Consider the following 17,099-nt stretch of genomic DNA (forward strand, 5'->3'; position numbering starts at 1 on the left):
TGCTTACCGTAGTAAACTGTTGCAAATTAATAAAAATTGTATAAAAGGCACTAAAATCGGCCTAAATAACCAAAAAATCAATAATTGCCGTACAAATTTAAATATTTTTAATTAAAGCGAAATAACACCTTCTACAAGTGCTACCTCTTTATATTTAGTGATTACCGCGTCTGGATTTTTCATTCTTACATTGATTGAAAGACTGGTATACTTACCATTACGCGATTCTTTAGTCTGTATAACAGCACCGGTATTATTAAAAATATCCTGTATGGCAAGTATTTTTTCTTTATCTGAAGGAACTATAAATTTAAATAGATATTCAGAAGGCCATATAGAGGTATCACTTAATTGTTCTTTTAATTTTTTATAAAATTCATCAGAATTTTTCTCTACACTCATAAGCTGTTTTTTCAGTTGCAAAGATACAGTATCCTCAGAATTTTTTAATCGTTTCACATTTGAGTATTTTTGCCGACTAATACTAGACATTTGGCAACACAACGCATTGTGCTCATAGGAGGTCCCGGCACGGGTAAAAGCACTTTATTAAACGCTATAGAAGAAAAAGGATTCATTTGTTTTGAAGAAGTCTCAAGACAAGTGACTAAAGCCGCGCAGGAAGAAGGTATAGAGCAGCTTTTTCTCACAGAGCCACTTCTTTTTAGTCAAAAATTACTTGAGCAACGTATTCTTCAATACCAGAAAGCAGAAGAATTACAAGAAGACTTTGTTTTTATAGACAGAGGGATTCCTGATGTTGTGGCTTACCTGGATTATGTAGGTCAAAATTACCCTGCAGAATTCATTCAGGCTTGTGAGCGCTACAAATATGACCAGATCTTTGTTTTGCCGCCATGGGAAGAAATACATGAGACAGACGGCGAGCGCTATGAGAGTTTTGAGCAGGCACAGGCAATTCAGGAAGTCTTGTTACACAATTACATAAAATATGGTTATGCACCTATAGAAGTGCCAAAGATGACCGTTGAGCAACGTGTTTCTTTTGTGCTTGATAAACTATCGTAAGCATGCAAAACCCCACAGAAATACTAGAAAAATACTGGGGTTACCAATCTTTTAGGCCTAATCAGGAAGAGATCATTAAAAGTGTTATAAATGGTAAAGACACTCTAGCCTTACTCCCTACCGGTGGTGGTAAATCTATATGCTACCAACTCCCGGCGGTTTTGCAGGCAGGAATTGCAATAGTTGTTTCTCCCCTGCTCTCGCTTATGAAAGATCAGGTCATGCAACTCACAAACCGCGGAATTAAAGCTTTGTATATTCCGGCAGGTATAAGCTATACAGATCTTGATAAATTGTTAGACAACTGCATCTATGGTAATTACAAATTGCTATATCTCTCACCAGAACGATTGCAGCAGGAGCTTGTACTGGAGCGCTTAAAACAAATGCCCGTCTCTTTATTAGCAATTGATGAAGCGCATTGTATCTCACAATGGGGACATGATTTTAGACCAGCTTACCGCAATATTATAAGCTTTCGCGAAAGCATTCCTGATATCACCTGCATTGCATTAACAGCCACAGCAACGGCTAAAGTGCAACAAGATATTGTAGAACAGCTTAAACTGAAGGAATATAAATTCTTTCAAACTTCTTTTGAGCGTAAGAATCTGGCATACCGTGTTCTTGCCGAAGAAGACAAACATTATCGTATTCTCGATATTTTAAAAAAGAATACGCGCTCTGCAATTATCTACGTACGCAGTAGAAAAACAGCTCAAACTTATGCTGATTTTTTACAATCCCGCGGTATAACTGCACATCATTATCACGGCGGTCTGGGCAATGATAAACGCAATGCAAATTTTCTAGACTGGGCTTCTAATAAAGTTCAGGTAATGGTGGCTACTAATGCTTTTGGTATGGGTATAGACAAGCCAGATGTGCAAACAGTAATTCACGTAGAGCTGCCAGAAAGTATAGAAAGTTATTTTCAGGAAGCTGGCAGAGCAGGTCGCGATGGCAATGCCGCATATAGCTTTGTTTTGTATAGTCCGGCAGATAAAGAGCGATTATATAATCAATTTATCAGGATATTACCTTCTGTTGATTACGTAAGGCAGGTTTATAAAAAGTTAAACAGCTACTTCCAGATCTCGTATGGTGAAGGTGAGCAGGAAGTTTTTCGCTTCAATTTTATGGATTTTTGCAGCACTTACAAGCTCAATACACTCATCACCTACAATGCCCTGCAATTGCTTGACAGAAATAGTGTGATAACGCTTGCGCAGGAATTTTTTAGAAAAGCGACCTTACAGCTTAAGATTTCTAACATTGCCCTTAGTTTTTACCTCATTAAAAATCCCGGAATAGACGAAGTAGTAAAAAATATTTTACGCACATATGGCGGCATTTTTGACCAAAAATTAGCGGTAGATCATACTGTTATCGCACAAAAGTCTAATGTAGGCGTTAGCCGTGTGCACGATATACTTTTGCAACTTGATAAAGATGATATCGCGATCTATGAACACATAAATTATGACACTTCTATAACCTTTTTGGTGCCCCGAGAAGATGAACGTGTTATCAATCCCATTGCAGCAGATATTAGAGCACAAAACAGCAGAAAGGAGGAGCAAGCTAATGCATTGCTCACTTATATTGATGAAAAATCTATTTGTCGCAGTATACAGCTGTTGGCCTATTTTGGTGAAAATAAATCTGAACCCTGTGGTATTTGTGATGTGTGTATGCGAGCTAAAAGAAAGACAGCTTCACGCGAAAAAAACGGCGAAATAGAGGCAAAAATCCTACTTTTACTGGCGGAAAACGCAATTTCTTCTCGAGCTCTGGCTCAAAAGATAAATACTACAGAAGAGAATAAACTATTAGAAGTTCTAAAGACTTTACTACAAAAAAGGTTGATCTACATAACCGCAGACAATCAATATAAAAAGGTATAATGAGAGATTTACGAATCATATTTATGGGTACACCAGATTTTGCAGTAGCAAGTCTGGATGCTTTGGTACAACAAAAATATCCTATTGCGGGAGTGATAACCGCACCAGATCGTCCTGCAGGCCGAGGTCAAAAATTAAGGATGAGCGCTGTAAAAGAGTATGCTGTCGCTCACGATCTTCCTGTTTTACAACCCGTAAACCTGAAAGATGAAGCATTTTTAAAAGAATTAAAGGCTCTCAACGGGAACTTACAAATTGTAGTTGCCTTTAGAATGTTGCCCGTTGCGGTCTGGAAAATGCCAGAATATGGTACATTTAACCTTCACGCTTCCCTCCTGCCAGATTACAGAGGAGCTGCTCCCATAAACTGGGCGCTTATAAATGGTGAGACCATAACCGGGGTAACTACATTTTTTATAGACGAAAAAATAGATACGGGTGCCATTATCCTGCAGGAGCAACTAGCGATAGAGCCCGGCGAAAATGCAGGAAGTTTACATAACAGATTGATGAATCTGGGTAGTGATCTTATTATAAAGACTGTAGAACATATTAAGACAGGTGAGGTAGAAACAAAACCACAGCCCAAAAAAGAACAAATTCACACAGCCTACAAACTTAATAAAGAGAACACTAAGATTGACTGGTCGCAACCTATTGAGAAAATACACAATCTTATAAGAGGCTTAAGTCCTTATCCTGTTGCCTGGAGTGAATTTGAAAATAATAGTAAAAAAGACACCTTAAAAATATATGCTGCCAGCATAGCAGGAGAAGATTTTACCGTCGCGCCCGAAGCAGAAATTGGTCACATTAAAGTGACTGATGGAAAATTAACCGTACAGGCCAAAGACGGAATTCTATTGATCGACGAAATACAACTTCCGGGAAAACGAAAAATGAAGGTAAAAGACCTCTTAAACGGATATTCATTTTCTGATGGCGCAAAAATGTTGTGAAGCCTTATAAATACTGATGTTATTGTAATGAGTAATAATAAATCATCCGTTATTAACAATAGGTCGAAGTTATTAACAATAATCAGGATTTCCTGCGCTATTCCTTGCATGAACGGATAATCCGTATAAATTTGTTGAACTATTAAACAAAAAGTTTAACCAACAATTTAATTTTTTAAAATTTATATTATGAACAAATCAGATTTAATTGATGCAATGGCAGAAGATGCAGGAATCACTAAAGCAGCTGCTAAAAAAGCATTAGAGTCTTTCTTAGGAAACGTAGAATCATCACTTAAAGGAGGTAATCGTGTATCTCTTGTAGGATTTGGTTCTTGGTCTGTATCTAAGAGAGCTGCTCGTGAAGGCAGAAACCCACAAACGGGTAAAACAATTAAAATTGCAGCCAAAAACGTTGTTAAGTTCAAAGCTGGTTCTGAGCTATCAGATTCTGTTAACTAATTGATATTAAAACACATTTAAAGCCCTCATTGAGGGCTTTATTTTTTTATAGTTTATTGTATTTTGTCGTTTAGAAAAAATAACTTAGTTTAGGAGTAATCATTAAAAAATCATGACTACAAAGAGACCCACAAAAGGAAAATTGCTCATTGCAGAGCCCTCCATCATAGGTGATGTCTCGTTTAACCGTTCTGTTGTTTTACTAGCAAATCATTCTACAGAAGGCTCTGTTGGCTTTATTTTAAATAAACCCCTTAGCTTTACTTTAGATGAACTTATCCCGGAGATCGCATCTACAATGCAAGTCTATAATGGTGGTCCTGTAGAGCAGGATAACCTATATTTCATACATAAAGTACCAGAGTTAATACCAGACAGCGTTGAGATTTCTGCAGGTATATATTGGGGTGGCGATTTTGACAGGGTGATAGACCTTATCGCAAGCGGCAGCATTTCTGAAAGTGAGATACGCTTCTTTTTAGGCTATTCTGGCTGGGATTCTCATCAATTAGATCAGGAACTTGATTCTAACTCATGGATCGTGGTAGAGAACATCTATGAAAAGGAAATCATTAATAAATGCCTGCCAGACCTTTGGAAAGAGAAAATGATAGAACTGGGCGGCGATTACCTAATCTGGTCTAATGCACCAGAAAACCCCAGTTATAACTAAGATAACCGGGCTTTAGCATTTAATTTACCTATAAGATCTTTTGCAACCGTATTGGTATAGACTTTCTTTCTATACTTAGTAACAGGTTGTATACCTATTATCGCGTTTGTGATGAATATCTCATCTGCTTTTTGCAATTCAAAAGGCGAGATGGCAACTTCTTCAAAAGTATAATTCTTGAGGTTTTGAATGATATCGATCAACTGTTTTCTTACAATCCCTCTTAAACATCCCTCTTCTAAAGGGGGAGTTTTTATATGATTGTCTTTTACAAGAAATATATTGCCCTGTAAAGCCTCTACGATCGTTTTATTGTTGTTGATGAGTATACAGTTGTCATAACCATTTTCTTTAGCAAAAATGCTTCCTGTGACGTGTATGAGCTTATTAGTTGTCTTGAGTGTCGAAAGCAGATCAGCATTTACATAGTGATCTTTATAGAGCTCTACCTCATAGTCTGCCTCGCTTAGTGTATAAAACGGAGTTGATAACGCTTTCGCGAAAGCGAAGAAACCTACCGTATTGTCTTCTGGTAAGTATTTACCACCTTCATTTCTAAATACAGTTATGCGCACACTTGCCGCCTTACTTTCAAGTTCACTTGACGCGAGCGTCTTTAATATCTCTTCCTGGAGGTTCTCAAGTGTAAAGTGCATGGGTATTTCCATACGCAGAATACGCATAGAAGACATTAGCCTGAAATAATGATCTTCCCAAAAATAAATCTTACCACCCTGGCAACGCACGGTCTCAAAAACGGCATCTCCATAAAGCAAAGCGCGGTTTTGAGGTGAAAAATGTGGTGCGTTTGTTAAGTTTCCGTTTAAATTGATCATAAAAAAAGTCCCTTTTTTGAGGAGGGACAAATATACTTTAACTATTGGTTTTTCTAGGTAGAGCCTATCACATGTTTTAATTCTGAGATTTGATTTTCCCAGAACATCTTCCCTTCATCAACCTCATCTTCTTCTGCAAAATCTGTTATAATGAGCGATACATCTTTTGTTATATCATCAACTACAATGCGTAACTCGAAATAGTAAGGTTCTTCATCTTCAACATCTTCCATCCATCTAAACTTAATGCGCTCTCCACTTTTTTTACCAAGTAGTTTTGCTTTTTCTTCGCTACCATTCCAAATGAATGTATAGTACTCTCCGCGTGAGTTTACGTTATCTGCAAACCACTCAGACATACCAGATGGCGTAGACATATATTGATATAAGAGCGACGGCGAGGCCTGCACCGGAAACTCTATTTCAAATTTTACCTTCTCTTCCATAAATTAAATTGTTTCGGCGCCAATATAAATATTAATTATAGACTTAGAAAGGAAGTCTAAATAAATTTATTTTATAAATAAGATGCTTGCGCTAACCGTAATTGTTATTATATTTGCACCCGCTTAAGAGAAATAGTTTTTTGTTAAGTTGAAATTTGGCGAGGTAGCTCAGCTGGTTAGAGCGTCGGATTCATAACCCGGAGGTCGGGGGATCGTGCCCCCCTCTCGCTACTTGATAATCAGGCAGTTACATTAATTTGTAGCTGTCTGACTCACTAAAGGTACAACATAGGTAAAACTTTAACATTTTTAACACTTGAAAATGGCCCTGTTCTACCAATCTCTATCATTTGAAATCAAATTTAATTACCTACTACTTTTCTGCTGAAATAGTTCAATTTCCTTTTTATACAAGCTAAAAGATCTTGTATTCTATTTACAATACTTATATTTTTTACTTGACTTCTTCCATTAAAAGACGTTTTCTAGCTCTTTGATGGGGTATGAATTAAAATTTTTGTAGACATTAATTGTTGATAAGTCCAATAAACCTTTAAAAGATCCATTAAATTTAAAGTCTTTTGTGAGTGAAGAATTTCAATTGATGTCAAAATATATGGTTTACTTTTATTCCATTTTGTGTATAAAAACACGCTTAGTATTAGCCTGTAAACTTACCCCCTACTTACTTTTATCAAAGGAATTCTATAAAAAATAAACAAAGCGCTTTGTTCATTATTCATTTTAAAAACGAATACCATGAACACGATTAAATTAGACGAAAGGCTTGCGCGAATTGAATCGCTTCTGCTCGCCCAGAAAAAAGTACTTACTATTGAAGAAGCTTGCGATTATACAGGTATGTCTCGCAGCTACCTTTACAAATTAACTTCTACAGGAGCGATACCACACTACAAACCCAGTGGCAAACTCATCTATTTCGATATTGATTTGCTAAATGAATGGCTTTTAAACAATCAACAAGATTCTCATTTTCAAATTGAAGATAAGAATCGTAGAACAACTTCAAATAAACGTTGATTAATTCAGTAAACACCCCATTTCCTTATGGGGTGTTCCTTTTTCATTTAAACATATCTTATTATGAAAGCCATACCATATATACGTGTAGGAACCTCTTATTACAAATCAGTTAAAGCACCTACTATTGCAGGTCACTTTAATGAATTCTTAATTCCCTGGAGTATTGAAACTATAAGACAGGATCATGGTAAAACCTATTTAAGTAAAATACTAAAGTATGATGGGTTTACCTGTATTCCCAGTCATACTGATTTTAAACCAGCATACTACCATTTTTATAATACCTACTCTCCGCTTAGCAAAAAACCAAAGGAAGGAACCATAAGTTACACTCAAAAATTTATCAAGCATATTTTTGGAGAGCATTATGAGTTAGGACTGGATTACCTGCAACTACTTTACTTGCGGCCAGTTCAGATACTGCCGATTTTATGTTTGGTATCCCGGGAACGTTCTACCGGTAAAAGCACCTTTTTAAAGTGGTTGAAAATCATTTTTGAAAACAATCTCACCTATCTGACCAATGACAGTTTTAGTAGTCAGTTCAATGCAGATTGGGCCAATAAACTGCTAATCTGTATTGATGAAGTCCTCTTTAATAAAGAAGAACTCACCGAACGCATCAAATACCTGAGCACCACAAATATCAATATGCTTGAAGCGAAAGGTAAAGATAAACGAGAGGTTGAGTTTTTCGGTAAGTTCATACTCTGTAGTAATAATGAGGATACCTTTATAAAGATAGATGGAAACGAGACCCGGTTTTGGATTCGAAAAATCCCCAGACTTGATCTAGAAGTAACCAATTATTTAGAACATCTTGAAGCAGAGGTTCCAGCCTTTCTTTACTTTTTGGAGCATCGTAAAATCTATTCGAAGCATACAACCAGAATGTGGTTTCATTCAAGTCAAATTAGGACAAAAGCATTAACCCGTTTAGTGCTCCATAATCGAAACCGGGTAGAAAAAGAACTTGCTGAAATCCTGTTATTAGCATTAGATCATTTTAACCTTACCGAAATTAATTTATGTCCTATTGATGCTTTGAACCTGTTGAGTAAAACTAGAATCAAAACAGAACTTACTCAATTGAGAAGGCTGCTCAAGAAGGATTGGAGGATCACCAATAAATCGAATACCCTTTGCTATCAAAAACTGCTGATGTGGCAAGACGGATCGCTACAGTTTACAGAGGCTAAAGGAAGATACTTTACCATCACTAAGGATTTTCTAATTGAAAATTTTGATGCACTGATGAATGATGAAGCTGAAGACTAGTATTTATAGCTCTTGAAGTACTCATCACTTATTCATCTTTAAATCATCAAAATAAAAAGTGATGCAGATGAAAAAAAAAAGAATGATGAGCTGATGCACTTTTGATGATTTAAGAAACCTAGAACCTATAAGGGATAGAAGCCCAAAACATCACTTCATCAAAAAATAACTCCAAAGTAAAGCCTGATGAAAAAAAAAGAAATATCGTGTGAAAGAGCCCGAAAAATCCCCATCGTAGAGGCGCTGGGATTTTTAGGACACTATCCCTCTCGCAATACGGAAAAGGAAGCTTGGTTTCTGAGTCCCCTGCGGTCAGAAACCCAAGCATCCTTTAAAGTATCTAAAAAATTAAACTGCTGGTACGATCACGGATTGGGTAAAGGCGGCAACTGTATCGATCTGGTTTGTGCCCTTTCAAAAGTATCCGTACGTGATGCATTAGTAATCTTAGCTCAAATCAAAACAGGGAATGACAACCTTTCAATGCAGCAGGAAACTAATTTCAAGGAATCTGGAATTGAAATCAAATACATTAAGCGCATTCAGCATCCAGCTTTATTACAGTATTTGAAGAAACGGAAAATCAGTCTGATTGCAGGGAAGAAATTTTGTAAAGAGGTTCATTATACGATTAATGATAGATATGGTTTCGCCATTGGGCTTAAAAACTATTCTGGAGGATGGGAACTCCGAAATAAATATTTTAAATCGTCCAGCTCTCCAAAAGATCTGACCTGGATCAAAAATGAGTCTCAGAATTTAATGGTTCTGGAAGGTATGTTTGATCTGTTATCGCTGATTACAATCTATCCAAATATAAAACGCGAAGCTGATTTTCTGATTTTAAACTCCATTGCTTTTGCAGATAAAGCACTCCCCTATTATGATCATTATGAAATTGTTGAACTGTATTTGGATAATGATGAAGCTGGAAGAGATACCACAGCTTTCTTCTTGAATTCAACTTCAACTTGTATCGATAAATCGGAGTTCTATAGAGCTGAAAAAGACTTAAATGCCTGGCTAATGAAAACGAATTAAAACTGCTTTCTGGAAAGCAGGGCAAGATGTGTGGCTGTGGCCACAATCTTGCTTTGCTCCCGATGGTTGCAAAGAAAAAAATATAAACGATGAAACGAGCACTTATCAAATTCAGATGCAGCGTTTATGAGAAAAAACTGCTGCAGATCAAAGCTAAAGCTGCAGGTTCTTCCTTAAGTGCATTTTGCAGAAATAGCTTAATGGAACAACAAATCACCGAGCGTATGAATGAAGACCATATCAACACCTATAAAATGCTGGTCAAGTATCACAACAACTTTAAACGCATTGGGAATATGTATAAAAAAGGAAATCCAAAGCTCAGTCAGGAAGTTATTCAGGTCGCTGAAGAAATCAAGAAGCATTTAAAAACCATACTCAAATGATTGGCAAAGGAAGTTCCATATCCAGCACCCTTGGCGCTTTGAGATATGGTAATAACAACGAGAAAGAAGCTGAGCAGGTTTATAGTGATCTAATCTTGGGAGAAACTGCAGAAGAAATCGCTGAAGAATTTAAAGCTGTTCAAGAACTCAATCAAAACTGTGAGCGCAATACTTTGAGCTTTATTCTAAGCCCAACGGTTCGTGATGGAGAAAATCTTAGCAACCGGGAACTTGGAGAACTTACCAAAACCTTTATTCAGCAAATGAAATTACAGGAGCGCCAGGCAGTGGCTTATGTGCATCGGGATAAAGAGCATACCCACGTGCATCTCTATGTCAATCGTATCGATCTAAATGGCAGGGCGTACAAGGACAGCTTTATTGGAAAGCAAAGTCAATTAGCAGCAGAGCGTACTGCCAGAGAGCTGGGGATTCAAACGGTTAAAGAAGTGCAGTATGAAAAGAGTCTGGAGCTAAGCAGGATCCGAAGTGAAATACAAAAAGCACATGAGCGTACCATGGGACAGGAAAATACTAAAGACCTACAGACCTATATCAACCGGATGCAGGAAAAACAGATTAGTGTAATCCCAGTGATCAACAAATCAAAGGAGCTGCAGGGCTTTCGGTTTGAATATAAGGGACAAAGCATAAAAGGTAGCGCCGTTCACCGCTCGATGTCTGCCAGTAATTTGCTGAAATCCATCAACCGTGGAAGAAGTGTTGTTTTATCGGGAACAAGCGTGCCCATTGTACCAAGTCTGGCTAAAGCTGTAGCCAAAAAGGTTCTAAAAATTGTAATCGATAAAGGTATTGGAATATGACCAAACTAGAACTACTATCAGAACTACTCGTTGAGGAGCTGCATTCCTTTAAGGAAGAAGTGGATCGCTTAGAGATCATTGAAAAAAGCCTTAAAAGCACAGCTATTAAAGCTGACAGTACTCAAATTGAAAAGTTAATCGAAGAGCATCTTAGAAAACTACAGCTTGATCAAACAGCTCAACAGGAAAATCAGGAAGAAATCTTAAAACGGATTAAGCACTCTCGAACGATTCCGAATTGGCTCATCATTCTTGCCCTTCTTCTTTTTCTTTCACAAGCATTTATTATTGTCTATCTGCTGCTACGCTATTAGGTAAAACAGGAATTAATTTTTTCTTTCAAAAAAACCTAATCGTTGTGAAGGCCTTTTTGAAAGGAAAAATAATGGGAAGGGGGCTTAGGTAAGGTTTAGCTGCTAGTTTTCAGTAGTTTCTTTTCATCAGCATTTTTAAAATAACGTTTACAAATTTTAAAAAGATTCAAACCGTATAAATGTTTTAATCTACTATTTTACATTAATACATTGTTATACTATGTATTTTATTATACATTTACCATATGAATATAATTTTTGTTGAAAAATGGAAATCTCAAGTCAAGAAAGGAACCTTGACTTTTATTGTCCTCAATGTTCTAAGGGATAAAGAATTTTATGGATATGAATTTATTGAAGAGGTAAAAAAATTAACCCAAATCGAAATTGCAGAAGGAACTTTCTATCCCCTTATGAACAGGTTAAAAAAGGAGGGTTTAGTGACTTCTAAATGGGTGGAGCAAGAATCTGGTATACCTAGAAAATATTTTACACTGACAGAAACCGGAAAGGAAACTCTTGAAACAATGCAAACCTATTGGGCAGATCTGGCTTCTTCAATTAAAAAAATATCTCAATGAAAATAAAAGAAATTCAATTTAAAGAAACTGCTTCTCAACGTATTTATAGAAGCTATATGAAGCGCATCGAAATAACTGTTTCATCTCTTTCTAAAAGTGATCAGCAAGATGTACTCTTGGAATTCAATAGCCATATATATGAGGGGCTTGCCAGAAAAACTAACAAACATGAAACCGATCATCTTCTCGACCTCTTAGAAAAACTTGGTGAGCCGGAGGAAGTCTTGAAACCTTTAATTGCAGATAAAAAACTAGAACAAGCTACGCGCACGTTCAACCCTGTCCATTTATTTAAAGCTATAGCACTTAATATAGGTAATGGTATTTCTTATGTGGTTTTCGGCATTCTCTATATCTGTCTATTTGGTTTTGTCATTCTTATTTACTTCAAACTAAAGAATCCAGATCAGGTAGGACTTTATTTCAAAGATGATTCATTCATGCTTCTGGGAAAACTCAACTCTGAGTATATGAAAAATCCAAATGTTACCGAAATTTTAGGGAATTGGTTTATCCCGGCCCTCGTTGGAATTACATTAATTGCTTACCTCCTTCTGACACTATTATTAAAGTTTAAAAGATCAATCAATAAACACTAATATGAAAAAATCAATCATCATATCAATCTTGCTTTTTATTACCTCAATTTGCATTGCTCAAGAACTTGATACCCAAAAATTAGACAGCCTTTTTGATTTGCTCGAAAGCCATAATAAATTTATGGGGAGTCTTGCGGTGTCTCAAAACGGAAAATCTTTATACCAGAAAACTATTGGATATGTAAATATCGAGGATTCCATTAAATCTAATAGTTCAACCAAATATCGAGTAGGCTCAATATCTAAAATGTTTACAGCTTCACTAATATTAAAAGCCGTGGAGGAGAACAAACTAGCGTTGGATGATACTCTAGATCAGTTCTATCCTGAGATCGTGAATGCTAATAAAATAACTATCAAAAATTTGCTGAGCCACAGCAGTGGTATTCACGATTTCACTCGAAATGAAGATTATTTGGATTGGAATCAAACACAACAATCAAAAGAAAATATGCTTGAAAGAATTGAGGGTTTTCAAAGTGATTTTGAACCCAATTCCAAAAGTGAGTACAGCAATTCTAATTTCCTATTGTTGACCTTTATTCTACAAGACCTCTATAAAACGCCATTCAGTAAACTTCTTGAAACAAAAATAATTCTTCCTCTGAATTTAAAAAACACAGCATATGGTCAAAAAATAAATACAAAAACTAATGAAGCCCTCTCCTATTCTTTTTTAGGAAAATGGAATAAAGAAACTGAAACAGATATGTCTATTCCACAAGGAGCGGGAGCTATTATTTCTACTCCTGAGGATTTGAATATTTTTATTACTGCTCTCTTTAATGGGGAAATTATTTCAAAAAATAGTTTAGAGCTCATGAAATCTATAGAGAATGGATACGGCCTAGGCCTATTTAAGTTTCCTTATAACGATAAATGGAGTTATGGACATACAGGAGGGATTGATGGTTTTCAATCGGTTACTAGTTTTTTTCCTGATGATCAACTCGCTATTAGTTTAACGGGAAATGGGATTAACTATAATAAAAATGATATCCTAATAGCCGTTTTAGGTAGTTTTTATGAGGGAAAATTTGATTTACCTGAGTTTACTTCAATTTCTCTAACAACAGAAGAATTAGAAAAATTTCTAGGAACCTACTCCAGTGAACAGATTCCTCCAAAAATAACTATTACTAAAGAAGATTTTACTCTGTTAGCTCAGGCTACTGGTCAATCAGCATTTTCGCTCGAGCCAACTTCAAAAAACACATTTGTTTTTAAACAAGCTGGGGTGAAAATAGAATTTAATTCCGCTGAAAATGAGATGTTATTAATACAAGGTGGAAAAGAGTTTTTATTTAAGAAAGAATAAATAGCATTTTAGTATCACTACTATTTGAATTTAACTATATAATCTGATTTTGAATTGCGATAATTTCGTTTTGAGAATCAAAATGATAAGTGCTATCGCACCGTTTTATATGCCTAATGGCTTTCAGTGCGTATCAGGCATCTCACTTTGCGGGGGTACAAGCACCCTTCTTTGAAATTATGAGCTTAAGGTTATCCTTTTCACTCCGCCCTTCTCTAAATGAGAAGGGAGCTTGACTCTAACAGTAGTCGTGTCCGCAGTTATATTTTTATAAGGAAGTTTAAACTTCCTTATATTAAGTAGATTAATATAAGTAAGCTCACGCCGTTGTATATGCCCGCTGGCATTTAGTGAGTGCCTTCCGACCCCACTTTATGGGTGTACAAGCACCCTCAGACCTTAAAATTTGTCATTAATCTATGAGCAGTTCAATACCTGCCTTCTTCGCTTTATATTTTATTTTCTTGGTTAATTCATAATAATTCCAGTTTCCAAGGACGAAAGGTTGTTCTTGTGCGGCCTCAATCTTGGCTTCCTGGTTCAGAAGAATTAAAGTTCCTGCTTGGTGTTTTACACAGAAGTCAATGAGTTTTCTGCTGTATACGTGCAAGCGCTGATTCACATAGTTGATTTCCTTTTCATTAAACTTATATACAGCTTTGAGTTTGCGTTTACGCCCGTGACCACCCCGGGAATAGGTAGATCCGTCCAATGCCCGTTTTCGTGCCGCCTGAATCGCCAGTCTGCGGTACAAAAATTCTTCTTTGGTTCCTATGGCCGTTCTGCTACTGCCAATCTTGACGGTAATGGGGTATTCTAAAGACAAAGAAGCTTCGGCTACTACCTGAGGTTTTAATGTGTGCTGTTCCTGTTCGATATCAAAAACCGCCAACCAAAAGATTTTTCCGTCTTTAAGTTTAATCTCTGATGTCCGCAATCGGGTTTCTCCTTTTAATACCCGGTGCAACAAACTTCGCTTATCGGAGAAGTCACCTCCCAAATAGGTACAAAAGGGAATTTGAAACAACCGAAAACAAAAGGCTTTTCGATCTTCATCATACTTAAATCCCCACATACAACGTGGATCAAAAGGAAAGCCGATATCGCGCCTGAAGTTTTTAAGGGAGCGTTCCCCACTCCAATACTTGGGTCTATCTTTATTAAACGAACTCTCTAAGTTCTTGTTTAAACTCGATAAAATATCCGTAGGAATTTGACCTTTAAAGCGATCAGAGACCACGCGATAGGTGCTGTTGATCCGGGAGCGGTTTAAGATTCCATTTTCGTGTTTTTTAACGTCAGCAAGTTTGTATTGGATATCTTCAGTTAAGTAAACGAACTCCTTAATCATTTCCTGACAATACAGGTGAGTTACGATAATGTTTGCCGCTTTAAAGCAGCAGTATTGCCAGTCGTAGAGTTTGGCCATAGCCTCTTTGCGTGCTTCATAATCCGGCAGGTCTATATTGAGTTGGATCTTTCGGGTAAGGCTGAGCGTTTTGGTTTTCATAATCAGGCAGATTGTAAATGCTGTTCGTTGTTTTCCTGCAGAAACTTATAGGCTGTGGTAAAGGCGCGATGTACTTCTTTTTGAGATAAGTTCAGCTCTGCAGCAATGGCGCCAAACGAATAGTGCTGTTCGCAGCGGAGTTCCAATACCCGAGCTTCTTGTTCCGTGATTTCAATGGAAGGCTTTGAATGCGCTAACGCTGGTTTATTGGTCTCAGGGAGGTATCCTTGATTAAGGATAGTTTTGATCTCTTCAATCGTCTTCTTAACTGTATTACTGGCTTCGGTAATGCTGATGCCCATATGCTCTGAAATCGTTTTGTACTTAAAGCCATGTTGAAAGCAGAGTTCAATAAGGCGCTTGCGCTGTGTTCCCAGAAGCGGTAATATATGGACAACTTTCTCGTAGTCTTCTTGCTTTTTTTGCTGATCTATAAGATGATTATCTACTGCAGCCGGATCATAACCCAGCATATATTCCTGATAGCTGGGGAATTTATCTAAGGAGTAAAAATCCCGGTCAAATTGATTTTTAGGACGGGCATAATACCATTTGCATTCGCTACTAATTACCGTATACAAGAAATTGACCAAATGCGTAGGCGACTCGATTTGCTCGCGTTTATCCCAAAGGATTAAAAAGGTATCCTGTACGAGGGTTTCTACCACAAAGGAATCTTTTATAAGACTCCTCCCCATCCAGTAGATACGCCTGTGATACCTGGCATAGATAGCTGTAAAGGCTGATGGACAGCCCTGTTTTAAAAGGTTAAAATGAGTAGTGTCATTAGAAGATTTCATAAAATGACTTTATAAGATTTACATTAGTTCCATAACTGGAGTGGTATCTTTGAACGGTTCTTGGTATTCGCTTTAACATGAAATAGGTTTATAATTTTACCACGCAAAAATTTTACGTTAAATTAGTGGCATCCGTAAACGGTAACCAACCAGAGTCCTTTGTAAAATACAAGGACGAACTTGTATTTTACCAGAAGATTAAACCACATAGAAAGAATCTATATCTTTAAGTTATGACAACAGAAACCAAACCCAATCATATAGGCCGGAAGATTGCCAGAATACGAGAGCTTCGAGGTATAAAGCAAGAGACGCTTGCAGAAGAACTTGGCATTAGCCAACAAAGTGTTTCTAACCTGGAACAAAGTGAAACAGTAGAGGAAATGAAGCTTGAAGAGGTTGCAAAAGTGCTTGGTGTGACTAAAGAGGCAATAGAAAATTTTTCTGAAGAGACTGTTCTGAATGTTATATCTAATACATTTAATAGTAACGACAGTTCTACGTTAAATGCCATTAATATTCAGCCTTCATTTAATCCTATTGATAAGATTGTAGAGCTCTATGAACGCTTGGTTCACGCCGAAAAAGATAAAGTGATGTATTTAGAAGAGTTGCTAAAGAAAAAATAAAGACTTAACCAAGCAGCTTAGCTTATTAAAGCTAATTCCTAAAAAGTTTGAGGTTTTTTTGTGCTTTTGTGGAAAACCGTAATAAAGTCAATGTGAAACAAAGTAACTTGTGAAAAATATATGATATACTGTTATTATGTAATTTATCGCTTTTAATCTATATTTCATTTTGATATAACCAGTTGTATGCCATTGCCGAAAAGCCAACCACAAATTAAGCACATTTGGCTTTTGCCACCACACAAGCCGAGCCTAAAAAAACCAAAAGAGCTTAATCTCCCCTCCCTCTGATTTATGATTTTTTTTCGAGTTGGATATAACTTTTGCTTAAAAATCTGTGATTTCATCTTTCAATTTCATGTTAGCACTGTCCAATAATTCATTTTCGTGCTTCATGATACTTAAAAGGTCATGCATAGCATTGAGGTTTTCTAATTGGACTGAAACGACTTCTTCTAAATCT

The 17,099-nt window shown here is 36.7% G+C and carries 20 protein-coding genes and 1 tRNA gene; 16 read left to right on the plus strand and 5 right to left on the minus strand.

Translation table 11 applies throughout. From position 1 onward, the window contains the following. Window positions 1–111 precede the first annotated feature (111 nt). Complete coding sequence (locus ACH3PA_RS01035) at window positions 112–402, minus strand: DUF493 family protein (RefSeq protein ID WP_416446696.1); 291 nt, start codon at window positions 400–402, stop codon at window positions 112–114. A gap of 90 nt (window positions 403–492) precedes the next feature. Here ACH3PA_RS01035 and ACH3PA_RS01040 point away from each other — a divergent pair, with 90 nt between their 5' ends. The 5 genes from ACH3PA_RS01040 to ACH3PA_RS01060 all read left to right on the plus strand — a co-directional run bounded on the left by ACH3PA_RS01040 (window position 493) and on the right by ACH3PA_RS01060 (window position 5,030). After that, window positions 493–1,029 (plus strand): AAA family ATPase, encoded by a 537-nt coding sequence (locus ACH3PA_RS01040; protein WP_416441394.1) that lies wholly within the window; start codon window positions 493–495, stop codon window positions 1,027–1,029. A 2-nt stretch (window positions 1,030–1,031) separates the two neighbouring features. Then, window positions 1,032–2,936 carry a RecQ family ATP-dependent DNA helicase gene (locus ACH3PA_RS01045; protein ID WP_416448377.1) on the plus strand — a complete coding sequence of 635 codons (1,905 nt, stop codon included), beginning with the start codon at window positions 1,032–1,034 and terminating at the stop codon, window positions 2,934–2,936. Beyond that, window positions 2,936–3,895 (plus strand): methionyl-tRNA formyltransferase, encoded by a 960-nt coding sequence (gene fmt / locus ACH3PA_RS01050; RefSeq protein WP_416441390.1) that lies wholly within the window; start codon window positions 2,936–2,938, stop codon window positions 3,893–3,895. The genes ACH3PA_RS01045 and fmt overlap by 1 nt, the downstream gene beginning before the upstream one ends. Window positions 3,896–4,084: 189 nt before the next feature. Continuing rightward, a complete protein-coding gene (locus ACH3PA_RS01055) occupies window positions 4,085–4,357 on the plus strand; it encodes an HU family DNA-binding protein (protein ID WP_416441388.1) in 273 nt (90 codons plus the stop codon). A gap of 112 nt (window positions 4,358–4,469) precedes the next feature. Continuing rightward, window positions 4,470–5,030 carry a YqgE/AlgH family protein gene (locus ACH3PA_RS01060; protein WP_416441386.1) on the plus strand — a complete coding sequence of 187 codons (561 nt, stop codon included), beginning with the start codon at window positions 4,470–4,472 and terminating at the stop codon, window positions 5,028–5,030. Here ACH3PA_RS01060 and ACH3PA_RS01065 read toward each other — a convergent pair. Together ACH3PA_RS01065 and ACH3PA_RS01070 are read right to left on the minus strand one after the other, a co-directional pair. Next, a complete protein-coding gene (locus tag ACH3PA_RS01065; RefSeq protein WP_416441384.1) occupies window positions 5,027–5,866 on the minus strand; it encodes an aminotransferase class IV in 840 nt (279 codons plus the stop codon). The two genes, ACH3PA_RS01060 and ACH3PA_RS01065, sit on opposite strands and share 4 nt — an antisense overlap. 53 nt (window positions 5,867–5,919) lie before the next feature. Continuing rightward, window positions 5,920–6,312: an START-like domain-containing protein gene (locus ACH3PA_RS01070; RefSeq protein ID WP_416441382.1), complete on the minus strand. Its 393-nt coding sequence runs from the start codon at window positions 6,310–6,312 to the stop codon at window positions 5,920–5,922. Between the two features lie 157 nt (window positions 6,313–6,469). Here ACH3PA_RS01070 and ACH3PA_RS01075 point away from each other — a divergent pair. The 10 genes from ACH3PA_RS01075 (at window position 6,470) to ACH3PA_RS01120 (ending at window position 13,697) form a co-directional block, all read left to right on the plus strand. Next, window positions 6,470–6,543: transfer RNA gene (locus tag ACH3PA_RS01075), tRNA-Met, on the plus strand. Between the two features lie 528 nt (window positions 6,544–7,071). Beyond that, window positions 7,072–7,353, plus strand: coding sequence for a helix-turn-helix transcriptional regulator (locus tag ACH3PA_RS01080; protein ID WP_416448378.1), 282 nt, complete (start codon window positions 7,072–7,074; stop codon window positions 7,351–7,353). Between the two features lie 63 nt (window positions 7,354–7,416). Beyond that, window positions 7,417–8,634 carry a primase-helicase family protein gene (locus ACH3PA_RS01085; RefSeq protein WP_416448379.1) on the plus strand — a complete coding sequence of 406 codons (1,218 nt, stop codon included), beginning with the start codon at window positions 7,417–7,419 and terminating at the stop codon, window positions 8,632–8,634. A gap of 186 nt (window positions 8,635–8,820) precedes the next feature. Then, entirely contained in the window at window positions 8,821–9,675 is an 855-nt protein-coding gene (locus ACH3PA_RS01090) for a toprim domain-containing protein (RefSeq protein ID WP_416441291.1), read from the plus strand. A gap of 89 nt (window positions 9,676–9,764) precedes the next feature. Beyond that, window positions 9,765–10,061, plus strand: coding sequence for a mobilization protein MbpA (mbpA, locus tag ACH3PA_RS01095; protein WP_416448380.1), 297 nt, complete (start codon window positions 9,765–9,767; stop codon window positions 10,059–10,061). Window positions 10,062–10,099: 38 nt separating this feature from the next. Beyond that, entirely contained in the window at window positions 10,100–10,885 is a 786-nt protein-coding gene (locus ACH3PA_RS01100; RefSeq protein ID WP_416448381.1) for a relaxase/mobilization nuclease domain-containing protein, read from the plus strand. Beyond that, window positions 10,882–11,199 (plus strand): DUF6730 family protein, encoded by a 318-nt coding sequence (locus ACH3PA_RS01105; protein WP_416448382.1) that lies wholly within the window; start codon window positions 10,882–10,884, stop codon window positions 11,197–11,199. Before ACH3PA_RS01100 ends, ACH3PA_RS01105 begins: the two co-directional genes overlap by 4 nt. 245 nt (window positions 11,200–11,444) lie before the next feature. Then, window positions 11,445–11,780: a PadR family transcriptional regulator gene (locus ACH3PA_RS01110; RefSeq protein WP_416448383.1), complete on the plus strand. Its 336-nt coding sequence runs from the start codon at window positions 11,445–11,447 to the stop codon at window positions 11,778–11,780. Continuing rightward, the gene (locus tag ACH3PA_RS01115; protein WP_416448384.1) at window positions 11,777–12,379 is read left to right on the plus strand and encodes an HAAS signaling domain-containing protein; all 603 of its coding nucleotides are present in this window, start codon (window positions 11,777–11,779) and stop codon (window positions 12,377–12,379) included. The genes ACH3PA_RS01110 and ACH3PA_RS01115 overlap by 4 nt, the downstream gene beginning before the upstream one ends. Before the next feature lies 1 nt (window position 12,380). Further along, the gene (locus tag ACH3PA_RS01120; protein ID WP_416448385.1) at window positions 12,381–13,697 is read left to right on the plus strand and encodes a serine hydrolase domain-containing protein; all 1,317 of its coding nucleotides are present in this window, start codon (window positions 12,381–12,383) and stop codon (window positions 13,695–13,697) included. A gap of 412 nt (window positions 13,698–14,109) precedes the next feature. On the opposite strand, the gene ACH3PA_RS01125 is transcribed toward ACH3PA_RS01120, so the two are convergent. Continuing rightward, window positions 14,110–15,207 (minus strand): hypothetical protein, encoded by a 1,098-nt coding sequence (locus ACH3PA_RS01125; protein WP_416448386.1) that lies wholly within the window; start codon window positions 15,205–15,207, stop codon window positions 14,110–14,112. Window positions 15,208–15,209: 2 nt separating this feature from the next. Next, a complete protein-coding gene (locus tag ACH3PA_RS01130) occupies window positions 15,210–16,007 on the minus strand; it encodes an RNA polymerase sigma factor (RefSeq protein ID WP_416448387.1) in 798 nt (265 codons plus the stop codon). A gap of 233 nt (window positions 16,008–16,240) precedes the next feature. Here ACH3PA_RS01130 and ACH3PA_RS01135 point away from each other — a divergent pair, with 233 nt between their 5' ends. Further along, entirely contained in the window at window positions 16,241–16,636 is a 396-nt protein-coding gene (locus tag ACH3PA_RS01135; protein ID WP_416448388.1) for a helix-turn-helix domain-containing protein, read from the plus strand. Window positions 16,637–17,099 lie beyond the last annotated feature (463 nt).

This window comes from Leeuwenhoekiella sp. A2, from assembly GCF_047946655.1.
GTDB lineage: Bacteria > Bacteroidota > Bacteroidia > Flavobacteriales > Flavobacteriaceae > Leeuwenhoekiella.

Excerpts from the sequence above, each read along its gene's own strand:
- ACH3PA_RS01035 (WP_416446696.1), bottom strand. The coding sequence starts at position 402 with ATGAGTGTAGAGAAAAATTCTGATGAATTTTATAAAAAATTAAAAGAA.
- ACH3PA_RS01045 (WP_416448377.1), top strand. The coding sequence starts at position 1,032 with ATGCAAAACCCCACAGAAATACTAGAAAAATACTGGGGTTACCAATCT.
- fmt (WP_416441390.1), top strand. The coding sequence starts at position 2,936 with ATGAGAGATTTACGAATCATATTTATGGGTACACCAGATTTTGCAGTA.
- ACH3PA_RS01055 (WP_416441388.1), top strand. The coding sequence starts at position 4,085 with ATGAACAAATCAGATTTAATTGATGCAATGGCAGAAGATGCAGGAATC.
- ACH3PA_RS01060 (WP_416441386.1), top strand. The coding sequence starts at position 4,470 with ATGACTACAAAGAGACCCACAAAAGGAAAATTGCTCATTGCAGAGCCC.
- ACH3PA_RS01065 (WP_416441384.1), bottom strand. The coding sequence starts at position 5,866 with ATGATCAATTTAAACGGAAACTTAACAAACGCACCACATTTTTCACCT.
- ACH3PA_RS01070 (WP_416441382.1), bottom strand. The coding sequence starts at position 6,312 with ATGGAAGAGAAGGTAAAATTTGAAATAGAGTTTCCGGTGCAGGCCTCG.
- ACH3PA_RS01080 (WP_416448378.1), top strand. The coding sequence starts at position 7,072 with ATGAACACGATTAAATTAGACGAAAGGCTTGCGCGAATTGAATCGCTT.
- ACH3PA_RS01085 (WP_416448379.1), top strand. The coding sequence starts at position 7,417 with ATGAAAGCCATACCATATATACGTGTAGGAACCTCTTATTACAAATCA.
- ACH3PA_RS01090 (WP_416441291.1), top strand. The coding sequence starts at position 8,821 with ATGAAAAAAAAAGAAATATCGTGTGAAAGAGCCCGAAAAATCCCCATC.
- mbpA (WP_416448380.1), top strand. The coding sequence starts at position 9,765 with ATGAAACGAGCACTTATCAAATTCAGATGCAGCGTTTATGAGAAAAAA.
- ACH3PA_RS01105 (WP_416448382.1), top strand. The coding sequence starts at position 10,882 with ATGACCAAACTAGAACTACTATCAGAACTACTCGTTGAGGAGCTGCAT.
- ACH3PA_RS01110 (WP_416448383.1), top strand. The coding sequence starts at position 11,445 with ATGAATATAATTTTTGTTGAAAAATGGAAATCTCAAGTCAAGAAAGGA.
- ACH3PA_RS01115 (WP_416448384.1), top strand. The coding sequence starts at position 11,777 with ATGAAAATAAAAGAAATTCAATTTAAAGAAACTGCTTCTCAACGTATT.
- ACH3PA_RS01120 (WP_416448385.1), top strand. The coding sequence starts at position 12,381 with ATGAAAAAATCAATCATCATATCAATCTTGCTTTTTATTACCTCAATT.
- ACH3PA_RS01125 (WP_416448386.1), bottom strand. The coding sequence starts at position 15,207 with ATGAAAACCAAAACGCTCAGCCTTACCCGAAAGATCCAACTCAATATA.
- ACH3PA_RS01130 (WP_416448387.1), bottom strand. The coding sequence starts at position 16,007 with ATGAAATCTTCTAATGACACTACTCATTTTAACCTTTTAAAACAGGGC.
- ACH3PA_RS01135 (WP_416448388.1), top strand. The coding sequence starts at position 16,241 with ATGACAACAGAAACCAAACCCAATCATATAGGCCGGAAGATTGCCAGA.